Below are 22,206 nucleotides of genomic sequence, written 5' to 3' on the forward strand. Positions count from 1 at the left end.
GGCTCAGCGCCCGACGACCGGCACTGAGCTGCACTGTTGCCTGGTTGTCCGGTGGCCAGGACTCAGATCAGCCAGGCGGCGGAGTTCGGGGCGAGCAACCCGTCGACGAGGGGTGTGCTGAGCAGGATCGTCTCTCGGTCGGGCAGCTCGATCGCGGCTGCGGAACTGTTGAGCACGCAGACGAGTCCGCCCGGGCGACGGAACATCAGCACTCCGGGTGCGGCGGGCATCCACTCCAGTCCGGCGCCGTCGAACTCCGGACGCTTGTGCCGCAGCTCGATGGCGTCGCGGTACAGCTCGACGGTCGACCCGCTGCGATCGAGCTGGGCGGCCACGGTCAGCTCGGCCCAGTCGGCCGGTATCGGCAGCCATGATCGCGCCGCCGCGGTGAACCCGAACGGCGGGGCGGACCCTTCCCAGGGAATCGGCACCCGGCACCCGTCCCGCCCGCGCTCGGTGTGCCCGGTGCGTTCCCAGACCGGATCCTGCAGCACCTCGTCGGGCAGATCATCGACATTGGGCAGGCCCAGTTCGGCGCCGTTGTAGATGAACACCGCGCCCGGCAGCGCGAGTTCGAGCAGGATCATCGCCCGTGCCCTGGCGACCCCGAGTTCGCCGCCGCCGTAGCGGGTGACCTCTCGCTCGATGTCGTGGTTGGACAACGTCCAGGTGGGCGTCGCCCCGACCGGGACCACGGCGAGCAGGGAGTTCTCGACGGCGTGGCGGATGGCGTCGGCGTCGAACGGGGTCTCGGCCAGCCGGAAGTTGAAGGCGAGGTGCAGTTCGTCGGGGCGCACGTATTCGCCGAAGCGCACGTTGTCGTCGACCCACACCTCGCCGATGGACACCGCGTGCGGATAGTCGTCGAGTACGCGGCGGATGCGGCGGTGGATGTCGTGCACGCCGGGGTTGTTGAATCGCGGATCGGAGTCGTCGTGGATCAACATCCTGGTATCGACGCGTTCCATATCGGGCAGGCCGTCCGGTTTGGCCATGCCATGTGCCACGTCGATGCGGAAACCGTCGACGCCGCGGTCGAGCCAGAACCGCAGGGTCTGCTCGAAATCGGCGATCACCTCGGGGTTGTCCCAGTTCAGGTCGGGTTGTTCGGCGGCGAACAGATGCAGATACCACTGGCCTGGCCTGCCGTCGGCCTCGACGATCCTGGTCCAGGCCGGGCCGCCGAAGATGCTCGGCCAGTTGTTGGGCGGCAGCTCACCGTCCGGGCCGCGACCGTCGCGGAAGATGTAGCGGGCGCGCTCCCGGCTACCGGGCGCGGCGGCGAGCGCGGCGCGGAACCAGGGATGCGCGTCACTGGTGTGATTGGGCACCAGATCCATCGTGACCTTGATATCGCGGGCGTGCGCGGCCGCGATCAGCGCATCGAGGGCAGGCATACCGCCGAAGAGCGGGTCGATATCGCGCGGGTCGGACACGTCGTAACCGCCGTCGGCCATCGGCGAACGCATCACCGGGCAGATCCACAGCGCGTCCACGCCGAGGCGTTCCAGATAATCCAGCCGGGCCCGCACCCCGCCGAGATCACCGACACCGTCGCCGTCGGAATCGGCGAAAGAACGCGGATAGACCTGGTAGAAGACCGCGGCCTCCCACCACGGGCCCGACGCAGTGTTCATGTCCACCCCGCCGCGCTCACCAGGTCGCGTTCATCAGCGAGTTCGCGGCCATCTCCAGGTAGTCGAGCAGCGCCTTGCGGTGTTCGTCGTCGAGCACCTCCGGCTCGATCTCGGCCACCCCGATCCGCATGCAGCGCAACCAGGCGTCGCGCTCCACCGGACCGATCGTGAACGGCATGTGCCGCATCCGCAGGCGGGGATGCCCGCGCTCGTCGCTGTAGGTGCGCGGCCCGCCCCAGTACTGCTCCAGGAACATCCGCAACCGCCGCTCGGCGGGCCCGAGGTCCTCCTCGGGGTACAGCGGGCGCAGCACCTCGTCGGCGGCTACCTCGCGGTAGAACGCGGCCACGATCCGGCGGAAGGTCTCCTCGCCGCCGACCGCCTCGTAGAACGACGTCGCTGTGTGCTCGCCCGAAGTCATAGACCCTCTCGATTCGCTGGATGCGCCGCGCTCCATTGTGCCCGCGCACCGGCCTGCTCGCGCACATCGCGGCCCGATGGCTCTTCAGCCACAGTTAACCCGACATTGTGTTAAATCACCGTGCACCGGCCCGCATTCCGTGGTCAACTTGGTGGCAGTCTCCGGCGAGATACCACATGATCTTGGAACGCAGAAATTGGGGTCGACATGAAGCAGCGACACGCCCGATCACAGGAGGCGAGGGCGCACCGACAACTCCAGCCCGCCGACGTCCACAACCGTGGGTCGGGGGCTACTCCGCTGCACTTGTTGTCCGATCATCATTCCGGGGCGCACCGCGATCATCATCGCGCCGACACCGCGCCGACCCCACTGCCCACACCCACCAACAACTGGCTCAAACGCCGCGTCCTGCTCCTCAACGCCACCTACGAGCCGCTGACCGCGCTGTCCGCGCGTCGCGCCGTGGTGCTGCTCATCTGCGATAAGGCCGACACCGTTCACCACGACCCCGAGGGCCCGATCGTGCATTCGGCCGGATCCTCGCTCACCATTCCGTCGGTGATCCGCCTGCGCACCTACGTCCGCGTCCCCTACCGGGCCCGCGTCCCGATGACCCGCGCCGCCCTCATGCAGCGCGACCGTTACCGCTGCGGCTACTGCGGCGGTAAAGCCGAGACCATCGACCACGTCGTCCCCCGCAGCCGCGGCGGCGAGCACAGCTGGGAGAACTGCGTGGCCAGCTGCGCACCCTGCAATCACCGCAAAGCCGACAAACTGCTCAGCGAGCTGGGGTGGACCTTGCGCGCCCCGCTGGTGTCGCCGAAGGGGCCGCACTGGCGGCTGCTGTCGACCGTCACCGAGCTGGATCCGGTGTGGTTGCAGTATCTGGGCGAAGGCGCCGCATAACGGTCAGTGGTATTCGACCACCAGGGTCGCCCAGGTGCCCGGTTCCAGCGCCTCGAACAGATGCGGAACGTCGCCCGGATAACTGATGTAATCGCCGGGCCGGAGTTCCGCGGGCGCATCCGCCGGTCCGACGAGAGCGCGTCCGGCACCGAGCAGGATGTGCTCGACCGATTCCCGCATGTGCGCTTCCGACCGGCGCGGCTCGCCGGGTTCGGCGGTGATCCGGTACAGATCGCTGCGCGTGTCGGCCGGGCCGGCCCAGAGCAGAGTGGCCCGATACTCCGACTCCGCGGCGGCGACCACGGGCCCCTCGCCTGCCCGGATCACCCGCACACTCGGTCGCGGCGGGTCGAGCAGCCGCGAGAACGGCATATCGAGGGCGACACACAAGGCCCACAACGTTTCCAGACTTGGGTTCCCGGTCCCCGACTCCAATTGCGACAGCGTCGATTTCGCGATGCCCGCCCGGTTGGCGACCTCGGTGAGCGACAACCCCGCACGGGTACGCTCCCTGCGTAGCGACGCGGCGATCACCGCTTTCGGCGCCACCGCCGGATCTTCTGCCGCCATCCCACACTCCCGTTGTCGGTACTTGTCCGCTCGTTGACGGATCCGGTCCGCGGCGTTCAATATAAACGACATGCGTTCGATATGGCGAACACTGGACCGGGATCTCCGGACCAGTATCGCGGCGACCTCCGTGGCCGCCGCGATGATCGGCATTTCCTACGGTGCGGCCGTGGTCGGCGCCGGATTCCCGATGTGGATGCCGGTGGTTCTCGCCTCGACGGTGCTGGCAGGCGGTTCGGAGTTCCTGTTCTTCGGGATTCTCACCGCGGGGGCGGGCCCGCTCGCTGCGGCGTCGGCCGGTCTGCTGGTGAACGCGAGGCACCTGCCGTACGGGTTGTCGATGCCGGACGTCTTCCGCTCCGGCGCACGACGGCTGCTCGGCGTGCATCTGATGGTCGATGAGAGCGTCGCGTTCGCGCTGGCTCCGGGCGATCTGGAACGGCGGCGGTCGGCCTACTGGCTGTGCGGCCTCGGCATCGCGGTGTGCTGGCCGCTCGGCGCACTGGCCGGAGCAGTCATCGGCAGCATCGTGCCCGATACCGCGGCGTTCGGCCTGGATGCGGTCTTTCCGGCGGTCCTGCTCGCCCTGATCCTGCCCGCCCTGCGCGATCGGGTGACCCTGCGGGCGGCCGGCGTCGGCGCCGGATTGGCCGTTCTCACAACGCCGTTCGTCCCGGCCGGCCTGCCGGTGCTGATCGCGCTGGCCGGGCTGATCGTCGCGGTGGGAGCGTTGTGATGGGTTCGCCGCTCCTGGTTCCCGCCATGCTCACCATGGCCGTCGGCACCTATCTGCTCCGCTGGGCGGGGCCCGCGCTACGCAACCGGATCCGCTTTCCGCCGCGAGCGGCCCGGCTGCTCGAGATCGGTGCCGTGATCCTGCTGGCGGCGTTGGTGGCTACCACCGCGCTGCCGTTCGGGAGCGAATTCGGGTGGGCCTTACCGGCGGGCGTGCTGGTGGGAGGGATACTGGCCTGGCTGCGCTGTCCCTTGCTGGTGGTCATCGTCGCCGCCGCGGGGACCACGGCGGTGTTGCGGGCGGTCGGCATCGCCTGAGCGGGCGGGCGCCTCTCGATACGGCGCCGATCCGACCATCCAAGCCGCGGCGGTCGAGTGCGCTGTGCCTATCGCCGCCCGGCCGACCTCCACCCCGAGGTCGGTGACCTCGCGGGTGGTCGGCACTTGTCCCACCCGCCGGCTACCGCGTCCGGACAGCCGCGGCGGCCCGGCTAGCGCGGGGTGAGTGGCAGACCGCCACCGAGGCGGCGGGCGACCGAACCATAGCGGGCGTCCAGGCGCAGCCACGTCGTGCTGGAGCGCACCCGCACGATCTCGTCGGGCGGAATCCGGCGCGATTCGGCGCGATCACCCGAATGCGGGATGAAGTCCATGGCGGTGAGGGCGAAGACGACGCGCATCGGCACCTGCACCTGCACCGCACCGCCCGACACCGTGAGCACCGTCTGGTCCAGCAGGGCAGCGGGCGGTCCGTGCCCGGAGCCGTGCTCCTTGGCGAGGTCGGCGCCCTGTTCGGCGAGTTCGACGAGGGTGCGGGCGGGCACATCGTCGACATGGGCGAAGCCGCTGGCCGGCGGGAGGGCGCCACGCCAGGCCGAATCCATCGAGTAGCCGAGGTCGATCGGGCTACCGGAAGAAAGCCCGGCCAGCACCGCATCGGCACCGACGGTGACATCGTCGACGCCCAGTTCGGCGACCACCGTCCGCACCGCGAGCGCCTCGAAGCCCGTCGCCACCCATGCCGACACCCACCGCTCGCCCCGGCGACGCAGCCGCACGACAACGGCCGGATCCAGCCGGAGGGCACGGCCGAGGAAGGTCGCGAGGTTCTCCCGTTCGGCCGGATCGCCGACGTACAAGACCCGTTGTTCGGACATCACAGACCGACGATCACCGTGCGCCGGTCACTCACTCATCCACTGCGCGAGATAGTCGCGCTCATCGGTGGTCAGCCTGCGCAACCGCTGGGTGTCCATATCGAAAGCGGCGAGCTGGGTCGATGCGACCACCGCGGGCGGCGAGTCGGGAGCGGCACCCGCGGCGCGCACCTCATAGGCCACCGTGAAGTCGACCGCGCGCAGCTGCTCGATCCACATCGCGATATCGAGCGGAGTGTCCTCGTGCCGGAGCTGCCCGCGATAGCGGACATGCAGGTCGGCCAGGACGCAGCCCTGCCGCAGGGCCGCGGTGGGGCGATCGTCTTCGAACAGCCACGGGATGCGCGCCTCTTCCAGCAGCGTCACCATCCGCGCGTGGTTGACGTGCTGGAACGCATCCATATCCGACCACCGGATATCGACCTTGGCATGAAAGCGCTTGGGTAGGACGACCGTGTCCCTCGCCTGCGGATTGCCGTTCAGCGATCCGACACTCGTCACCGTGATACCTCCGACTGGGTTCCCGCCCCACTGACCATGCTGCGCACCTGCCGCGCGGCGACCGACAGCGTGGCCAGGTCGTGGGTGCCGGACTCGAACAACTCCGACAGCGCGGCCCGGGCACGCCCGAGCCGAGACTGGTTCTTCGACTCCCAGTATGCAATCTTTTCGTCCGCGGTCTCTTCCGGGTCGCCGCCGGAGAGCACATCGAGGGTGAGCGAGCGCAGCGAGCTGTACATGTCGTCGCGCAACGCCAGCCGGGCAAGAGCGTGCCAGCGATCGCCGCGTTCCAGGTGGCTGACGGCCTCGAGCAGCCAATCGATCTTCAGGTGCTCGTTGAGCGCGTAGTAGAGCGAACCCACCTCATCGCCGGTGCGATCGGTGATATCGGCGATATCGATCACATCGAGCAACGGGAACAGATTCAGCAGCCCGTAGACCTCGGTCGCGAGGTCGGTGGGTGCCCCGTGGGCGATCAGTTCGGCGCTCCGATCGGTCAGCGACGTCACGTGGTGGCCGCGCAGCCAGCCGGGGACCTTGGGGGCGAGCTCGCGAACACCGCGGCTGTAGCGGTTGACCTCGGCGCCGACCGCGATCGGCTGCGGCCGGTTGGTGAGCAGCCAGCGCGAGGCCCGGTCCAGCGTGCGTTTGGTTTCCAGCTCGAGTTCGTCCCGGATCGCGACAGAGGTGTCGGCGGTGCGGATCCTGGCCCAGATATCGTGCAGCCCGAAGATCTCGGTAACGGCGGTGAACGCACGCACCGAATCGCTCGCGGTGGCGCCGACCTCTTCGTTCAGCCGATGGGCGTAGGTGATTCCGCCGTAGTCGACCACCTCGTTGACGATCATGGTGGTGAGGATTTCCCGGCGCAGCCGATGCTTCTTGATCGCCGTGCCGAAGCGTCCACGCAACGGAGACGGGAAGTATTCGGGCAGCCGGGTGGCGAAGTAGGCCATGTCGGGCAGATCCGACTCGAGCAGATCGCCCTTGAGCGCGAGCTTCACGTGCGCCAGCAGGTTGGCCAGCTCCGGGGAGGTCAGGCCGGTGCCTTCCTCATGCCTGCGCTTCATCTCCGGTTCCGAGGGCAGTGCCTCGAGCTCACGGTCGAGGCCGCGGCGCTGCTCCAGATCGTCGATCACCCGGCGGTGCACATTCAGCATGCGCGGCGCGTCCGAGCGCGACAGGCCCATCAGGAAGTTCTGCGAGACGTTGTCGCGCAGCACCATCTGCGCGACCTCGTCGGTCATCGAAGCCAGCAGCGGATTGCGCTCGGAGTCCGGCAGCAGCCCGGCGCTCACCACGCCATCGAGCAGCACCTTGATATTGACCTCATGGTCGGAGCAGTCCACACCCGCGGAATTGTCGAGCGCGTCGGTGTTCATCTTGCCGCCGTTGCGGCAGAACTCGATGCGCCCGAGCGCGGTGGCGCCGAGGTTGCCACCTTCACCGATGACGTTGACCCGCAGCTGGTTTCCGTCGACGCGGACCGCATCGTTGGACTTGTCGCCCACGTCGGCATTGGATTCGGTACTGGCCTTGATGTAGGTGCCGATGCCACCGTTCCACAGCAGCTGCACGGGTGCGAGCAGGATGGCGCGGACCAGCTCGGGCGGCGACAGTGCCGTCACCTCGTCGGCCAGGCCGAGCGCTTGTCTGGCCTGTGGGCTGATCGGCACCGATTTCACCGTGCGGTCCCAGACGCCGCCGCCTTCGCTGATCAGCGACGTGTCGTAATCGGCCCACGACGACCGCGGCAACTCGAACATCCGCCGCCGCTCGGCAAACGACGACGCCGCATCCGGATTCGGATCCAAGAAAATATGCCGATGATCGAACGCCGCCACCAGGCGAATGTGCTCCGACAACAACATCCCGTTACCGAACACATCACCGGACATATCACCGATACCCACCACCGTGAAATCCTCGGCCTGCGTATCGATCCCCATCTCCTGGAAATGCCGCTTCACACTCTCCCACGCACCCCGAGCGGTAATACCCATCGCCTTGTGGTCGTAACCCGCCGACCCACCCGAGGCGAAGGCGTCACCCAGCCAGAAACCGTAGCTCTTGGCCACCTCGTTGGCCACGTCGGAGAAGGTGGCCGTGCCCTTGTCGGCCGCGACGACGAGGTAGGTGTCGTCGCCGTCGCGTCGCACCACCCGCGCAGGCGGCAACACCGCACCGGTCGCCAGGTCGACATTGTCGGTGACGTCGAGCAGGCCGGAGATGAACGTGCGGTAGCAGGCCACACCCTCGGCCATCATCGCCTGACGATCAGCACCCGCATCCCCGGTGGCCGCAGGCGGCTGCTTCACCACGAAACCACCCTTGGCACCCACCGGCACGATCACCGCATTCTTCACCGCCTGCGCCTTCACCAAACCCAAAATCTCGGTCCGGAAATCCTCCAACCGATCCGACCACCGCAAACCACCACGTGCCACCGCACCGAACCGCAGATGCACACCCTCCACCCGCGGCGAATACACGAAAATCTCGAATTGTGGCCGCGGCTTGGGCAATTCGGCGATTTCCCGCGGTTCGACCTTCATCGAGATGTAGTCGCGCGCCCGGCCGTCGTCGCCGGTGACGTAGTAATTGGTGCGCAGTGTCGCCGAGATCAGGCCGAGAATGGCGCGCAGGATGCGGTCGGCATCCAGGCTCACCACCTGGTCGATCTGGGTGCGGACCTGCGTCTCCAGTTCAGCGGCCCGCTCCGTGGAATGGGCGTCGGGGTCGAATTTCGCCGCGAACAGATCGGTGAACAGCCGCGCCGCCTCCGGGTAGTTGAGCAGCACGCGGGCGATGTTGGTCTGGCTGTACGGGAAACCGGCCTGCTGCAGGTACCTGGCGTAGGTACGCAGAATGGCCACCTCGCGCCACGGCATCCGGGCGCGCAGCACGAGCTCGTTCAACCCATCCGCTTCGGCACGGCCGTACCACACCGCGGCGAAGGCTTCCACGAAACGCGCGCGCAAGCCGCCGGCCTCGGCATCGAGCGCGTCGGAACGAGTGGCCGATTCCATGAGTTCGGCGTCGAGATCCGCATCGAGCGCGCTGCGCAGCAGCTCCGCCCGGGCCAGCAGGCCGAAATCGTAGATCCAGCGTTCGCCGCCGGTCTCGCCGGTCGCCGTGTCGAGCTGGATCTGGTACGGACGTTCGTCCACCACCTCCACACCGAGGCTTTGCAGCACGGGCAGCACCTGGCTCAATGAGACGCCGGTGCCACCGATGTACAGGCTGAATCGCCACGAGCCCGGCGCCGCGTCGGGCTGGCGATACAGATGCTGGTCGATATCGCCCTCGGTGAGGTGCTCCAGACGCGCGATGTCGGCCAGTGCCCTGGCGGGTGCGAAATCCTGCTTGTAGCCCTCGGGGAAGGCGTCGGCGTAGCGATCGACCACGCCAGGGTCGAGCACGGTCGACGTGCTGACCGCATCGTCGAGGTGATCGTCCCAGGTATGGCTGGCGGCATCGAGCAACCGCTGGATGCGCAGCCTGTTCTCTTCGGAGGTATCCGCCGACGCGGGCAGCTGCCCCTGCGCGCCGGCCTCGGCCTCGGGCATGCGCACGGTGAAATACACACTGGCGAGCTCACTTTCGCTCACCCGCGCGGAGTAGTCGATCGACACGCCGCCCAATTCGCGGACCAGGATTTCCTGCATCTCCAGCCGCACCGCGGTGGTGTAGCGGTCGCGCGGCAGGTACACCATGCACGCGACGAATCGGCCGAAGCCGTCCGCGCGCATGAACAACCGCACCTGCCTGCGCAGCCTGACGTTCAATACCGCGGTCGCGGTGCGTCGCAGTGTCTCGGTATCGGAGGAGAACAGTTCGGTGCGCGGGAATGATTGGATGACCTCGAGCATCCCCTGCCCGGAGAACGAATCCAGATCGAAGCCGCTGTCCTCGATCGCCGACCGCACCCGCCGCGAGATCACCGGGATGTCGAGCACGTTCTCGTGCACGGCGGTCACCGTGAAGACCCCGATGAACAAATGCTGCCCGACGACCTCGCCGCTCTCGTCGAGATCGGCGACGCCGACGAAGTACGGATATACCGATCGGTGCACGGTGGCGGGCACGAGTCCCTGGGTGAGCATGAGCAGTGGCTGCTCCCCGGTGATGGCCGGGACGTCGAAATCGGTGCCGACGCCAGGACGCAGCACGCCGAGGCACGAATCCGGCACCACCTCGGGGCGCGCGTCATCGTCGGCGGCCTCGCGGTACCTGGCGTAACCGAGCACCGTGAAATGACCACTGGCCAACCAGCGCAACAGATTCGCGCAGTCGGTCAGGTCGACCGCCGGAAACGGCGCCTTTGCGGCGGTCGCCGCCCGATCGAGCTCGTCGGCCAGTGTGCTCTGGGCCGTCCGGATCGCGGCGGTATCGCCGATGACCTGACGCACGTCGTCCACGACCACCGGCATCGACGCCTCGACCCGGTCGAGGACCGCCCGGCTGGTGGACGGATGCAGTTGCAGATGCATCCAGCTCTCCCGCAGACCGGGTTCGCCGTTGGCGTCCACCTCATGCGGTTTGGCGTCGATCAGGCGGCCGTCGGTGTCGCGTTCGGCCTCGAAGATCGGATGGATCACCTCGCTGACGCTGACTCCCATCCGGCTCAGCGACGAGGTGATCGACTCCACCAGCAGCGGCATGTCATCGGTGACCACCTGGACCGCGGCGCCGAGACCGGACCCGTCGTCGGGGTGATACACCCGGACGAGGGCCCGGCCCGGACTGCGCGTCATCGCCAGTTCCAGATGCCTGCGGAAGATCTGGGTGATCCCGGTGATCGCGCAGTCCACATCGCCCGCGTCGACGTGACGGAAGTATGCCTCTTCCAGCGCCGCGAGATCGCCGCGCAACGGTTGCGGCACCCCCGCGACCCACGCCGCACCGGACAATTCCGACGAGACCGTCATGTTTTCGCCAACTCCCTCGGATTCGGTTCCGCAACAAAGTGACGCCGGTCTCGACACTAGTCCCGCACCCGGAAGGTAGGGGCAAAAGCTTTGCGGTTACCCGCGAGTCAGCTTCCGGTGGGTGACGCGATGCGGCCGTGCGGCTTCCGGGCCGAGGCGCTCGATCTTGTTCGCCTCGTACGCTTCGAAGTTGCCCTCGAACCAGAACCACTTGGCGTCGTTGTCGGCGTCGCCTTCCCAGGCCAGGATGTGGGTGCAGGTGCGGTCGAGGAACCACCGGTCGTGGGAGATGACAACGGCGCAGCCGGGGAACTGCTCGAGCGCGTTCTCCAGCGAGCTCAGCGTCTCGACGTCGAGGTCGTTGGTCGGCTCGTCGAGCAGGATCAGGTTGCCGCCCTGCTTCAGGGTGAGCGCCAGGTTCAGGCGGTTGCGCTCACCACCGGAGAGCACACCCGCCGGCTTCTGCTGGTCCGGGCCCTTGAAGCCGAACGCGCTGACGTAGGCGCGCGAGGGCATCTCCTGATTGCCGACCTCGATGAAGTCGAGCCCGTCGGAGACGACCTGCCAGACGTTCTTCTTCGGGTCGATGCCTGCGCGGTTCTGGTCGACGTAGCTCAGCTTGACGGTCTCGCCGACCTTCACCTCGCCGCTGTCGGGCTGCTCGAGCCCCACGATCGTCTTGAACAGCGTGGTCTTACCGACACCGTTGGGACCGATGACGCCGACGATGCCGTTGCGCGGCAGCGTGAACGACAGATCCTTGATCAGCTGACGATCGCCGAAGCCCTTGTCCAGGTGCTCCACCTCGACCACCACGTTGCCCAGACGCGGGCCGGCCGGAATCTGGATCTCCTCGAAGTCCAACTTCCTGTGCTTCTCGGCCTCGGCGGCCATTTCCTCGTAGCGACCCAGACGTGCCTTGTTCTTGGCCTGGCGGGCCTTGGCCCCGGAACGCACCCAGGCGAGTTCATCCTTGAGGCGCTTCTGCAGCTTCTGGTCCTTCTTACCCTGCACCTCGAGACGCTGGGCCTTCTTCTCCAGATAGGTGGAGTAGTTGCCCTCGTACGGGTAGGCGCGGCCACGGTCGAGCTCGAGGATCCACTGCGCGACGTTGTCGAGGAAGTACCGATCGTGGGTGACGGCCAGCACGGCGCCCTGGTAGGAGGCCAGGTGCTGTTCGAGCCAGAGCACGCTCTCGGCGTCGAGGTGGTTGGTCGGCTCGTCGAGCAGCAGCAGATCGGGCTTGCTCAGCAGCAGCTTGCACAGCGCGACACGACGACGCTCACCACCGGAGAGGTTGGTCACCGGCTCGTCCGGCGGCGGGCAGCGCAGCGCGTCCATGGCCTGTTCCAGCTGGGAGTCGATATCCCAGGCGTCGGCGTGGTCGAGGTACTCCTGCAGCTTGCCCATCTCTTCCATGAGCTCGTCGGAGTAGTCGGTGGCCATGAGTTCGGCGATCTCGTTGAAACGGTCGAGTTTGACCTTGACCTCGCCGAGGCCCTCCTCGACGTTGCCGCGCACCGTCTTCTCCTCGTTGAGCGGCGGCTCCTGCTGCAGGATGCCGACGGTCGCGCCGGGGGCGAGGAACGCATCGCCGTTGTTCGGCTGGTCCAGTCCGGCCATGATCTTCAGCACGCTGGATTTACCGGCGCCGTTGGGGCCGACGACACCGATCTTGGCGCCGGGAAGGAAGTTCAAGGTGACATCGTCGAGCACGACCTTGTCGCCGTGCGCCTTACGAACCTTCTTCATCTGGTAAATGAACTCAGCCATGAGCAAAGCCTATCGGTGCGAGGAATGATGGATCGAAGCAGAGCCAGCGCCCACGCTCGGCGCGCAGGTGCGTCAGGCGTCGACGGGTTCGTGGTCGGGAGTCCGGGGCGGTGCCTGCGCGGAGATCTCCGCGTCCACCTGCTGCCCGTCGCCCCCGTGCTCTCGACCATCAGCGCCTGAGTGCCCAGCAGTATTCCCCATCCCGGCCTCCTCGGCATTCGCGGCATGCCGCCAGCGGTGCACCACTGCCGTGCACCTGGACAGATCCGGGCCGACGGCGCTGGCCCGCATCTCCAGATCGCGCCGGTCGACGCCGTCCCGGGTGCGGTATTCGTTGGTCCGCAGCTGGCCGTAGGCGATGATCGGATCGCCGCGGCCGATGGACGCGTCCACGCCCGCGACCAGCTTGCGCCAGCAGCTCACGGTCAGGAACAACGTCCCGTTGTCCACCCATTCGCCGGAGCCGCGGTCGAGCCTGCGGGAGGTGCTCGCCATCCGGAAGGTCAGCACCTGCTCTCCGCCCGGCAGTTCCCTGGTGACCGGCTGCGTGACCACGGTCCCCACCACCGTCGATATCGCCTCGTACATGTGTCCACCCCTTCGTCGACTCCCCGGGCGCCCGACGCTGTGCCGGTCGCATGTCGCTCGCCTGACGGGAGACCCGATGGCCCTCCGCCCCGATGGCGGATGAGCTGCGCGAGCAACGTCCCCAGCATGCGCCCGAACCGGCACCGACGACAGAGCGAAATCCGCGCTTGTGGATAACTCGGACCGCTGTGAACAGCCGGTGTTCCGCACGATGGCAGCTCCGCATGGCCGCGCGTATCGCGCACAACCGCCCGATGCCGAATCTCACGACAACGAGCTCGGCGCTGCCGGATGCGCCTAGAACGTGGTCAGATCGGTGTTGGCCCCGCACAGCACCACCACCGGCCGCTCCCCCGCCGCCGGCACATACACCCCGCTGCGGATCGCGGCCAGCGCCGTCGCCCCGGCCAGCTCCACCACCAGGCGGAACTCCCGCCACAGGTATTCCCGCGCGTCCGCGATGGCATCGTCGGTGACCAGCACCGATCCCACGTCGTAGCGGCGGGCGATATCGAAGGCGATATCGCCGATCCGTGAGGCTCCGAGCGCATCGGCCGCGATGCTGGACACCTCGACCTCGACCGGGCGTCCCGCGGCCACCGCCGCGTGCAGCGTCGGCACCCCTTCCGGCTCCACGCCGATCACCCGCTGCCTGCGTCCGAGCGCGGCGGCGATACCGGCGACCAGGCCGCCGCCGCCAACGGCCACCAGCACCGGCGGACGGCCACGGACCTGCTCCTCGATTTCGAGCCCGACCACGCCGGCGCCCGAGACCACAGCGGGCAGGTCATAGGCATGCAATTGCAGCGCACCGCGTTCGACCGCCAGTTCGCTCGCGTAGCCGTACGCCTCGGCGTAGGTGGTGCCGTGCCAGAGCACCTCGGCCCCGTAGGACCACATGGCAGCCACCTTCGTGTGCGGCGCCGACTCGGGAACCACCACCGTGCACGTCTTGCCGAGGGCCGCGGCCGCGAGTGCCGCGGCGATCCCCGCGTTGCCACCGGAGGCGATGACGACGTGCTCGATATCTTCGCCCGATTCCAGCAGCGCGTTGAAGCTGCCGCGGGCCTTGAAGGTGCCGCCGTGCTGCAGGTGCTCGAGCTTGAGCGTGACCGGCACCGGTCCGGCCGGGCCGGTCACCGTGGTGTGGAAGACCGGTGTGCGGCGGATCCGCCCGGCCAGCCGCCTGCGGGCCGCGCGCACATCCGAGCGATATACCCGGGCGAACGGCCGTTGCCGTGGCGAGGACGTCTTCTGATCGGTCATTTGCGTACCGCCCGGTCGCGTTGGGCGAGTTCGGCGAACATGGCATTGTGCGCCGCGAGGTCCGCGTCGTGATCGCGTTCGGCGGCCCGGTCGGTGCGCTGGGCCAGTCGCTGATCACTGCGCGACCACTGGATCAGCAGCGCCAGCATCACCACCACCAGCGGCACTTCACCGCTGGCCCAGGCCAGGCTGCCGCCGGTGCGCTGATCGCCGAGCAGGTCGGTATTCCAGTCCAGCCCGAGGCTGCGGTAGAACCAGCCGCCGAGCACCGTGGTGGTGCTCATCAGGGCGACGCCGAAGAAGGCATGGAACGGCAGCGAACCGAACACCATGCCCAGTTTGGTCAGCGGCTGCACCTGCCGTGGCTTGGGATCGATGCCGATCACGACCCAGTAGAAGAGGTAGCCGCTGAGCAGGAAGTGCAGGTTCATCAAGAGGTGCGCGGCGTGCGAGTCGACGAAGTTGTCGAAGATGCCGCCCAGGTAGAGGGCGTAGAAGCCGCCGACGAAGATCACCGAGGCCACCACCGGCTGGGTCAGCGCCCGCGACACCGGGTTGTGCACCGCCGCCAGGATCCATTCGCGCGGACCCGGCACACCGCCGCGCCCGGCCGGCGGCAGCGCACGCAGCGCCAGGGTCACCGCGCCGCCGAGCGCCAGCAGGATCGGCACCAGCATCGACAACGCCATATGCGCACCCATGTGCACGCTGAACATGGCGGGCATGTACCTGCCGACCCCCGAGGAGGTCGTGAACAGCAAGATCACACATCCCGACAGCCAGGCAATGGTTCGCCCGATCGGCCACGCGTCGCCACGCGCGCGCAGCCGCCGCACCCCGAGCAGATACAGCACGGCGAGCACGATCGCCGCGGTTCCGAAGATCAGGTCGAAGCGCCAATCAAACAGCAGCCGCGTCACGGTAGGCGGTCCGGCCAGTTCGTAGCCGAGTTCCACCTCGACCGGGGTCGGCACGCTGCGCGGCGGTGGTGGCGGAGTGCGGCCGAGTCCGGCGGCCAGGCCGATCGTCGCGGCGAAGATCAGCACCTCGACCGCCGCGAAGCGGATCAGCGCGGAACGGTCCTTCGGATCGGCGGCCAGGGCGGGTAGCGCCGCCCGGCGCTGGAAGAAGCCGAACACACCGAGCACGACGAGCGCGGCGGCCTTGGCCAGCACCAGCCGGCCGTACGTGCTGGTGAACAACTCATCCAGCGGCACCCGCACCCAGGAATTGATCACACCGCTGGCCGCGATGACGATGAACGCCACCGTCGCGATCCCGGAGAATCGGCGCGCGGCGATCTCGGTGTGGGTGCCATCACGCAGCGCGTGCGCCAGCACCGCGAAGAGTCCGCCCACCCAGACAGCGGCCGAGATCAGATGCAGGATCAGGCTGTTGGTGGCGACGTCGTGCGACCCGCCGGAGGAGGAGTGGCCGGTGAAGGCCAGCGGCATCATGGTGGCGATCGCCGCGCCGAACAGCACCGGGGTCCAGCCCCAGCGCAGCGCCAGGCGGCAGCCCACCGCGACGATCAACGCGAAGATCACCGTCGTCCGCCACGCACCGGCCAGCGCGACCTGATCGATCGCGCCCCACAGTTCCGTCGGCGCGAGTACCTCACCGACGGGGCGGCCGGTGGTGTCGGACACCGTCAGCGGCACCAGCAGTGCGGCGCAACAGGCCCAGGCCACGGCCATATTCGAGGCCCTGCGCACCGCGCGATAGCCGCCCACATCGAGCAGGCCGCTCGATTGCGGAGGGATGAGAAACGCGGCGAACAGCAGCGAACCGACGGTCAGCGCCGCGAACAGGTCCGACAGCGCGCGGACCGCGGGCATGCCGTAGGTGGTCATGGGCCCGGGGTCGGGGATGCCGAGCAAGGTCAGCGCCTCGGCCGCCGACAGCCCGACCACCAGCGCGGCGACGACCGCGGTGATCGCACCGGCCAGCACACCCAGCGCCGCGAAGGTCGTCCCCGTGCCCGGCCGAGAGACCTCGGCAGCGGTGTCGGTGGACGGGCCTTGCGGTGACGACATACGACTGAGGGTAGTCGGCAGCGCCGACCCGGCGTGCCCGGCCCGGCGCCTCACTCCCCTCCCGCGCACCCCCTCACCAGAGCTGGACGGTCGCTATACTTTTCCGCTGGACACCACGACCGAAGTCGGCCATGGTGGAACCCACTGCCTCCGTAGCTCAGTTGGATAGAGCAAGGGCCTTCTAATCCCTAGGTCGCAGGTTCGATTCCTGCCGGGGGCGCCAGTCCGCGGTGGCCTGCCGATTGCGGGTCACCGCGGTAGTACCCAGACCTCCTCCGGCACAAACACCAAGGGACAGTCCGAACGGCGAAAGCTTCGACGCGGACGTCCCCGGCGATGCCGATCTCCTCGTGGAACACCGCCCCGATGTGCGGCACGTCACATCTCGACGTGTCACGTTTCGACCGGCCACGGTGTCTTGGAGGCATGTCTGAACACAGCACATCGAACAAGGTCGTCGTAGTCGGCGGTGGCTACGCCGGGGCGCTGGCCGCCAACCGGCTGCGGGTGCGCCCCGGCCTGGACATCACCCTGGTCAACCCGCGCGCGAGATTCGTCGACCGGGTCCGGCTCCACCAGTTCGTGGCCGGTACCGGCGAGGCCGAGGTCGACTACGGCACGCTGCTGGCCGACGAGGTTCGCTTGGTCGTCGACCGAGCCACCCGCATCGATACCGCTGCCCACCAGGTCGAACTGGAGTCCGGGAGCACGCTGGACTACGACTACCTCGTCTACGCGGTCGGAAGCACCGCGACGATGCCGTCCGTGCCGGGCGCGGCCGAATTCGCCTTCTCCCTGGCCGAGTTCGAGCCCGCCCAGCGGCTGCGCGCGAGGCTCGACGAGGTGCCGCTCGACGCTCCGATCACCGTGGTGGGCGGCGGGTTGACCGGCATCGAGACCGCTGCCGAACTGGCCGAACGCGGCCGCACGGTCACCCTGGTGTGCGGCGGGGCCCTGGCACCGACGTTCGGTGCGCCGGGGCGCAGGTCCATCGCCGCATGGCTGTCCCGGCGCGGTGTCGGTGTACTCGACAACGAGGAGGTGGCCGAGGTCCGACCGGACGCGGTCGCCCTCGGCGGCGGTGCCGTGCGGTCGAGCGCGATCACCATCTGGGCAGCCGGCTTCGGCGTGCCCGAGCTGGCCCGAGCCAGCGGGCTGCGCACCGACTCGCTCGGCCGACTGCTCACCGATGAGACGCTGACCAGCCTCGACGACGACAGAGTGGTTGCGGCGGGCGATGCCGCGGCGCCGTCGGGAGTGCCGCTGCGCATGAGTTCCTATGCCGCCGGGCCACTGGGCGCACAGGCGGTCGACACCGTGCTGAGCCGCCTCGCCGGAACCGAACCAGCGGTGGTCAGCGTGGCGTTTTCCGGGGCATGCGTCAGCCTGGGTCGGCGCAGCGGCGTGCGCCAACTCGCCCGCAAGGACGACACCCCGGTGAAGGCTTACATCGGCGGCCGCCCCGGAGCGGCGATCAAGGAGCTGACCGCCGGGCTCGGGGTGTCGAAGGTTCGCCGCGAGGCCCGCAAGCCCGGTTCGCTGAGGTGGCCGAAGGGCGGTGCCAGGCCCGAGCGTCCGGTCGCGGCACAGGAAGTCACGTCGCCGTGACCGCCGACGAGCACGCCGAGCGGTTCACCCTGCTGCGGCCGCTGCTGTTCACGATTGCCTACGAAGTACTCGGCTCGGCGATCGAGGCCGACGACGTATTACAGGACAGCTATCTGCGATGGGCCGACGTCGACCTGGCGACGGTACGAGACACCAAGTCCTACCTCGCGCGGCTGGTGACCCGTCAATCGCTCAACGCCTTGCGGGCCAGCGTGCGACGGCGCGAGGACTACGTCGGCCCCTGGCTGCCCGAGCCCGTGCTGCTCGACGAGAACGACGCGGCGGCCGACGTGGTACTCGCCGAATCGGTGTCCATGGCGATGCTCGTGATCCTCGAAACGCTCACACCCGACGAACGCGTGGTGTTCGTACTGCGTGAGGTATTCGGCTTCTCGCACCACGATATCGCCTCGGCGGTAGGCAAATCGGTGCCGACGGTGCGGCAGGCCGTGCACCGTGCCCGCAAGCACGTACAGGCCAGGCGCAGGCGTTTCGAACCCGCCGACACCGCTACCGCGGCCCGGATCACCCAGCAGTTCATGGCGGCGGCCATGACCGGCGATATGGACGGACTGCTCGCGCTACTGGCGAAGGACGCCACCCTCATCGCCGACGGCGGTGGCAAGGCCGCCGCGGCACGCCATCCGGTGGTCGGCGGGCAGACGGTGGCCGCCCGCCTGGTGAATCTCTTCCACAGGGGGCGGGCGCTGCCGAGCCTGCGGATCGAGACGGCCCATTGCAATGGCGCGCCCGCGCTGGTCGCCTACCGCGGCGACCGGCTGGAGGGGGTATTCCTGTTCGAGATCACCGACGACGAGATCACCAACATCTATGCCATCCGCAATCCGGACAAGCTGCTCTCGGTGACCGTGCCGCGCCGGCTCAGCCGGCAGCGGGAACCCGGCCTTACCGCAGGGCAGGCAGCCGATGACACACGCACCGGGCTCACCACTCCACACCACGAATCGATGTGACAGGTAAACCGCGATGCACACTCCCACCGAAACCCGACAACACGCGGCCGACCGGCCGGCGGCCGCCGTCGTCATACCGACCGGCAGTAGTCGGCGCCGACTCATCGCCTACTGGGCCACCACCTTCGTCATCCTCTGCGAGCTGTTCGCCGGAGCGGCGTGGGACCTATTGACCATCGACTGGATGGAAGACCAGCTGGACCACCTCGGATACCCGGACTACTTCGCCTACATCCTCGGCGGGTGTCACCTCGCCGCCGCCGTCACGATCGCGGTTCCCGGTTTCGGGCTGCTCAAGGAGTGGGCGTACGCGGGTGTCTGTTTCCTGTGGGCGGGCGCCGCGGTGTCGTATCTGGCGCTCGGCGACGGACCGGTGTCGTGGGCGCCACCGCTGATGTTCCTCGCGTTCGCGTTCGCGTCGTGGGCGCTGCGGCCGGCCGACCGGCGAGCCGCAGGCCCTGACCCGGCGCATCGGCCGCGGACCCGCGAATGGGTCGCGTCGATCGGGCTCGTCGCCGCCTTGTCCGCCATCTCGCTGCTGACGCTGCCCGTCACGGCCGACATAACCAGCGATTGGGCCGTCGAGCGCGGCTGGGTCGACGAGCAACAGCGATGAAGAACATGACCAACCTGTCACGAGCAGAACTATGGAGAAAACGCATGCGCGTCAAGCACACTCGCGCCACAACGGTACTCACGCGCCTCGCCGCCGCGGCGCTCATCGTCGCCGCCGTGGGCGGCTGTAGCACGACAGACGACCCGGAGCGACCAGCCGGGGAGCAGGTCGACGTCATCGAACTCCAGGTACAGAACATCGGATACGAAGCTCTCGATCTCGGTCCGTCGGGGCCGAGTCTCGGCGATATGGATGTCTTCTCCGGCAACGCGATACAGGACGGACGCACCGTAGGACAGGGCGGCGGCTCGTGCCAGACATTGCGGGTCGACGGCGATCACGTCCTCATGCAGTGCGTGATCACGATGGAGCTCGAGCGCGGATCGGTGACCATGCAGTCCACCTGGACCAGGGGTGCGAGTCCGCTCGACATGGCCATCACGGGCGGCACCGGCGAGTATCGCAGTGCGCGCGGCACCGTTCGTTTCTGGGACATCGCAACCCCGAACGAGCGCGTGCGTGCCGAGGTCATCCGTTGACCCGGGGTATCGCCGTGGCCGTGATGTCGCGGGGTGCGGGTTGCCGCCTCGCGACGAGCGGCGATCTCCGTTTCCCCGCCGGTTCGTAGGCGCGACCATGAGGGATATGGATCGCCTCGACGTCATCGACACCTGCACCCGCATGGTCTGGCACACCGACCATCGTGAATGGGACGAGCTCGCAGCCGTTTTCCACGACAGCGTGCGACTGGACTACACGAGCCTCAACGGCGGCGAACCTGTCACGATGACGCCGGCCCAGATCGTGGCCGCCTGGCGCGAAACCCTGGGTGGTTTCGACGCCACTCAGCACCTGCTCGGCAATCACCTGGTGACCGTGGACGGCGACAGTGCGGTGTGCACCGCGTCCTTCAGGCCACCCACCGCAGCTCCGACGCATTCGGCGCTTCGCTGTGGACCCTCGGCGGCAGCTACCGCTTCGACCTGGCACGCATCGGCGCCGCCTGGAAGATCAGCGGCGTGGTGATGACAGCGTCCTGGGGCGACGGCAATCGCGGCCTTCTGCCATGAAACCCGTCTTCGACATTTGTGATACGGAGTGACGTTCGTGAAAGTCGACTTCGACAGCGCCGGTGTCGAACTCATCGGCAATCCGTACCCTGCCCGCGCACGGCGGGCCGGCATCGGGGGTGGCGGTGGCCGGGACATGGACCAGCGTCAAGGAGCTGATGGCCGACCGCTACGCCCGGCGCCTGCTCGGCATCTGCGCGACCGCGATGTACATGTCCGACAACGCCGCCGACGACCCCGCCGTGAAATCCCTTGCGCTGGTGGCGCCGTGGCTGCACGACGCCACGATCTGTGCGCAGGTCTACGGCGGCAGCGAGGGCGGTGGCCGCCACAACGAGGACGCCCCCATCCCCGACGGCGCGCGGCTTCCACGCCGGTCTGGCCGAGTCCGAGGACATCGTCTGGACCGAGGGCACCCAGTTCGATTTCTACGACCAGGAACCGCAGGTCACCATTGCCGTCGACGCCGTCGCCGCCCATTTCCAGCGAACTCTGTGAACCCACCGACAAGAAAACGATAGGAAGCTGATGATTCTCGTGACAGGAGCGACCGGCAATGTCGGCGCGGAAGTCGTCAAGGCGCTGACGGCAGCCGGGGAGCCCGTGCGAGCGCTGGTGCGCGATGCCTCGGGCACCGACGCGCCCGATGGCGTGGAGGTGGTGGCCGGCGATCTCACCGCGCCCGAGACACTGAGCTTCGATGGGGTGCGCGCGATGTTCCTGCTGCCCGGCTACCCGGGTGTGGCGAAGGCGGCCGCGCAGGCCGGTGTCGAACACATCGTGCAGCTCTCCGGCGTTTCCGCGGCCACCGGTGACACCGCCAACGCGATCACCCGCTACATGATGGCCGCCGAGCAGGAGACCACCGAGAGCGGGATGGCGTGGACCATTCTGCGGCCCTGCGCGTTCGCATCGAATGCCCTGCGCTGGCTGCCGCAGCTGCGCGACGGTGATGTGATCCAGGTGTCGTTCCCACGGGTGCGCACGGCTGCGCTGGATCCGCAGGACCTCGGCACGGTGGCCGCCACCGTCTTGCGAGCCGATTCCCATCGCGGCGAGATCCTCTGGCCCACCGGGCCGGAACCGCTCACCCCGGCCGAGCAGGTGGCGATCTTGGCCGAGGCCACCGGCCGCGATCTCACCTGCCTCGAACTCACCGACGATGAGGCGCGCGCCCACATGCTGGAGACCACTCCCGTCGAATACGTGGACGCCTTCTTCGACTTCTACGTCGACGGGGCCATCGATGAATCCATCGTTCGCCCGACGGTGGAACAGATCCTCGGCCGCGCGCCGCGCACGTTCGGGCAATGGGCGGCGGACCACGCCGACGCCTTCCGCTGACCTGGCCCTCGAATCGGATGAGTGACCAGGGCGCCGGGCTGACTCGCGCTCGAACGGCCGGCCGGCCGAT

20 protein-coding genes and 1 tRNA gene are annotated in these 22,206 nt (G+C 68.2%); 11 read left to right on the top strand and 10 right to left on the bottom strand.

What is annotated here, in order from left to right; genetic code table 11:
- Nucleotides 1-62: 62 nt before the first annotated feature.
- Both GV790_RS19800 and GV790_RS19805 read right to left on the bottom strand, forming a co-directional pair.
- Nucleotides 63-1,637, bottom strand: a complete 1,575-nt coding sequence (locus tag GV790_RS19800) for a glycoside hydrolase family 13 protein (protein ID WP_163814807.1) — start codon at nucleotides 1,635-1,637, stop codon at nucleotides 63-65.
- 16 nt (nucleotides 1,638-1,653) lie between these two features.
- Nucleotides 1,654-2,058 (bottom strand): globin, encoded by a 405-nt coding sequence (locus GV790_RS19805; RefSeq protein ID WP_138452949.1) that lies wholly within the window; start codon nucleotides 2,056-2,058, stop codon nucleotides 1,654-1,656.
- A 207-nt stretch (nucleotides 2,059-2,265) separates the two neighbouring features.
- Between GV790_RS19805 and GV790_RS19810 the strand changes: the two genes are divergently transcribed.
- On the top strand, nucleotides 2,266-2,967 hold the full coding sequence (locus GV790_RS19810; RefSeq protein WP_175585949.1) for an HNH endonuclease: 702 nt from the start codon (nucleotides 2,266-2,268) through the stop codon (nucleotides 2,965-2,967).
- Between the two features lie 3 nt (nucleotides 2,968-2,970).
- On the opposite strand, the gene GV790_RS19815 is transcribed toward GV790_RS19810, so the two are convergent.
- Complete coding sequence (locus GV790_RS19815) at nucleotides 2,971-3,537, bottom strand: helix-turn-helix domain-containing protein (protein ID WP_163814808.1); 567 nt, start codon at nucleotides 3,535-3,537, stop codon at nucleotides 2,971-2,973.
- 70 nt (nucleotides 3,538-3,607) lie between these two features.
- Between GV790_RS19815 and GV790_RS19820 the strand changes: the two genes are divergently transcribed.
- Nucleotides 3,608-4,273 (top strand): AzlC family ABC transporter permease, encoded by a 666-nt coding sequence (locus GV790_RS19820; protein ID WP_163814809.1) that lies wholly within the window; start codon nucleotides 3,608-3,610, stop codon nucleotides 4,271-4,273.
- Entirely contained in the window at nucleotides 4,273-4,590 is a 318-nt protein-coding gene (locus GV790_RS19825) for an AzlD domain-containing protein (protein ID WP_163814810.1), read from the top strand. The genes GV790_RS19820 and GV790_RS19825 overlap by 1 nt, the downstream gene beginning before the upstream one ends.
- Nucleotides 4,591-4,763: 173 nt before the next feature.
- On the opposite strand, the gene GV790_RS19830 is transcribed toward GV790_RS19825, so the two are convergent.
- The 7 genes from GV790_RS19830 to GV790_RS19860 form a co-directional block, all read right to left on the bottom strand.
- On the bottom strand, nucleotides 4,764-5,429 hold the full coding sequence (locus GV790_RS19830) for a hypothetical protein (RefSeq protein WP_163814811.1): 666 nt from the start codon (nucleotides 5,427-5,429) through the stop codon (nucleotides 4,764-4,766).
- Between the two features lie 27 nt (nucleotides 5,430-5,456).
- Nucleotides 5,457-5,912, bottom strand: coding sequence for an acyl-CoA thioesterase (locus GV790_RS19835; RefSeq protein WP_163814846.1), 456 nt, complete (start codon nucleotides 5,910-5,912; stop codon nucleotides 5,457-5,459).
- A 14-nt stretch (nucleotides 5,913-5,926) separates the two neighbouring features.
- Nucleotides 5,927-10,861 carry an NAD-glutamate dehydrogenase gene (locus GV790_RS19840; RefSeq protein WP_163814812.1) on the bottom strand — a complete coding sequence of 1,645 codons (4,935 nt, stop codon included), beginning with the start codon at nucleotides 10,859-10,861 and terminating at the stop codon, nucleotides 5,927-5,929.
- 96 nt (nucleotides 10,862-10,957) lie between these two features.
- The gene (ettA, locus tag GV790_RS19845) at nucleotides 10,958-12,634 is read right to left on the bottom strand and encodes an energy-dependent translational throttle protein EttA (RefSeq protein ID WP_036534346.1); all 1,677 of its coding nucleotides are present in this window, start codon (nucleotides 12,632-12,634) and stop codon (nucleotides 10,958-10,960) included.
- A gap of 72 nt (nucleotides 12,635-12,706) precedes the next feature.
- Nucleotides 12,707-13,222: a single-stranded DNA-binding protein gene (locus GV790_RS19850; protein WP_163814813.1), complete on the bottom strand. Its 516-nt coding sequence runs from the start codon at nucleotides 13,220-13,222 to the stop codon at nucleotides 12,707-12,709.
- 297 nt (nucleotides 13,223-13,519) lie between these two features.
- A complete protein-coding gene (locus GV790_RS19855; RefSeq protein WP_163814814.1) occupies nucleotides 13,520-14,488 on the bottom strand; it encodes a threonine/serine dehydratase in 969 nt (322 codons plus the stop codon).
- Complete coding sequence (locus GV790_RS19860) at nucleotides 14,485-16,524, bottom strand: cytochrome c oxidase assembly protein (RefSeq protein WP_163814815.1); 2,040 nt, start codon at nucleotides 16,522-16,524, stop codon at nucleotides 14,485-14,487. The genes GV790_RS19855 and GV790_RS19860 overlap by 4 nt, the downstream gene beginning before the upstream one ends.
- Nucleotides 16,525-16,670: 146 nt before the next feature.
- Here GV790_RS19860 and GV790_RS19865 point away from each other — a divergent pair.
- The 8 genes from GV790_RS19865 to GV790_RS19900 all read left to right on the top strand — a co-directional run bounded on the left by GV790_RS19865 (nucleotide 16,671) and on the right by GV790_RS19900 (nucleotide 22,136).
- Nucleotides 16,671-16,747, top strand: a tRNA-Arg gene (locus GV790_RS19865).
- Between the two features lie 203 nt (nucleotides 16,748-16,950).
- Complete coding sequence (locus GV790_RS19870) at nucleotides 16,951-18,132, top strand: NAD(P)/FAD-dependent oxidoreductase (protein ID WP_256673404.1); 1,182 nt, start codon at nucleotides 16,951-16,953, stop codon at nucleotides 18,130-18,132.
- Nucleotides 18,129-19,106, top strand: a complete 978-nt coding sequence (locus GV790_RS19875; RefSeq protein WP_309139015.1) for an RNA polymerase sigma-70 factor — start codon at nucleotides 18,129-18,131, stop codon at nucleotides 19,104-19,106. Before GV790_RS19870 ends, GV790_RS19875 begins: the two co-directional genes overlap by 4 nt.
- Before the next feature lie 13 nt (nucleotides 19,107-19,119).
- Nucleotides 19,120-19,722 (top strand): DoxX family protein, encoded by a 603-nt coding sequence (locus tag GV790_RS19880; protein ID WP_163814817.1) that lies wholly within the window; start codon nucleotides 19,120-19,122, stop codon nucleotides 19,720-19,722.
- Between the two features lie 44 nt (nucleotides 19,723-19,766).
- Nucleotides 19,767-20,261, top strand: a complete 495-nt coding sequence (locus GV790_RS19885; protein WP_163814818.1) for an allene oxide cyclase barrel-like domain-containing protein — start codon at nucleotides 19,767-19,769, stop codon at nucleotides 20,259-20,261.
- 106 nt (nucleotides 20,262-20,367) lie between these two features.
- On the top strand, nucleotides 20,368-20,748 hold the full coding sequence (locus GV790_RS19890) for a nuclear transport factor 2 family protein (protein WP_218586443.1): 381 nt from the start codon (nucleotides 20,368-20,370) through the stop codon (nucleotides 20,746-20,748).
- A gap of 365 nt (nucleotides 20,749-21,113) precedes the next feature.
- Complete coding sequence (locus GV790_RS30780; protein WP_218586444.1) at nucleotides 21,114-21,290, top strand: hypothetical protein; 177 nt, start codon at nucleotides 21,114-21,116, stop codon at nucleotides 21,288-21,290.
- Between the two features lie 30 nt (nucleotides 21,291-21,320).
- Nucleotides 21,321-22,136, top strand: a complete 816-nt coding sequence (locus GV790_RS19900; protein WP_163814819.1) for an NAD(P)H-binding protein — start codon at nucleotides 21,321-21,323, stop codon at nucleotides 22,134-22,136.
- Nucleotides 22,137-22,206: the final 70 nt, after the last annotated feature.

The sequence above is a fragment of the Nocardia cyriacigeorgica genome (assembly GCF_010858045.1).
Lineage (GTDB): Bacteria > Actinomycetota > Actinomycetes > Mycobacteriales > Mycobacteriaceae > Nocardia > Nocardia cyriacigeorgica_E.